This is a genomic window from Synechococcus sp. 1G10, assembly GCF_002252625.1.
In the GTDB taxonomy this organism is placed as follows: Bacteria; Cyanobacteriota; Cyanobacteriia; order PCC-6307; family Cyanobiaceae; genus Regnicoccus_A.
The window spans coordinates 1-1067 of sequence record NZ_NQKW01000066.1; the positions used below are offsets into that span (position 1 = coordinate 1).

At 66.6% G+C, this 1067-nt stretch carries 1 protein-coding gene and 1 pseudogene; both read right to left on the bottom strand.

Annotated features, from left to right (window positions below; translation table 11 throughout):
- Nucleotides 1–24 precede the first annotated feature (24 nt).
- Nucleotides 25–429, bottom strand: a complete 405-nt coding sequence (locus CJZ82_RS17485) for an ATP-binding protein (RefSeq protein ID WP_094557000.1) — start codon at nucleotides 427–429, stop codon at nucleotides 25–27.
- A gap of 34 nt (nucleotides 430–463) precedes the next feature.
- Nucleotides 464–1067, bottom strand: a pseudogene (locus CJZ82_RS18560) (hypothetical protein); the annotation flags it as partial.

Below are 1067 nucleotides of genomic sequence, written 5' to 3' on the forward strand. Positions count from 1 at the left end.
TGCAGGGGTGTGACCATGCGGTTCTCAGACCCGTGAACCACGGCTAGTCTTGCGATGCATTTGGTCAGATACCACGCGGCGCAACGGTATTGCGCGAACATCGCTGGGTGCGGCGCCGTCGGCCTCGAACTCAAATCCCTCCAGCGTGCGCACACATGGGAAGTGGGCGATGGTCATGGCCATCGACAGCCGCCGCTGTTTCTTGCTGGCCACCTCGGCGGCGCAGAGCCACGCCAGGGCCTCGCGCAGATTCAGCTGCTGCCTGGCGGCTTCCTCCAGCAGCCCATCGAGTTGCTCGCGGATCGCTCCCAGCCGCAGGCGGCTGAGCATCCCGTCGAGATCCTCCACCAGCCGCTGAATCTCGGTCTGGTCGCTACCGGGGTTGGTGCTCGCCCCCGCATCTTTTGTCTGTTGCCGGTTACGTGTCATCAGCCCACCTCCGCCACCACGGCCGCGTAGTCGCTCAGCGGCCGGGCCAGCGCGGAGCGCCGCACCGCAGACAGCTCCACAACCACTGCAGCGACGGCGCCGTTGTCTTAATGGCGGCGATCACCTGGCGCGAGCGCTGGTTGGCCGCCTGCCTGGTGTGGCGCGCCACGATCCGGCCGCTCTGGCGGATCACCACCTGCTGATGGCGGATCTGCACCATCACGTTCTGGCGCACCAAGGCCGCCGGCACGCTGTACCAGTTGCCCTCCACCTGCACGCAGCAGTCCTTGGCTACACGGCGGGTGAACTCCTGCTCCGCCAGGTACGACGGCTTGCCACTCAGCGCCATCAGCGCCCTGGCCTCGTTCCGCTCAAACCGCACAAGCGGCTGCTCGCCCGTGGTGCCGTGGATCCGCATGTCGGCGATCTCCCGGTTCCACCACTCCAGATGGCTCTCCATCTGGCCCCAGGTGTCAAAGCGGTGCCCGGCGATGCCGCTGCGTTTCACATAGCCCACACCCCGTTCGTCATTCCCCTTGGTCTGCGGTCGGTGCGGCCAGCAGGCCTTTGGGGTGAAACCCCAGTGCCGGGCAAAGGCGGCAAAGGTCGGGTTGATCACCAGTTCCCCCGTCCTGGGG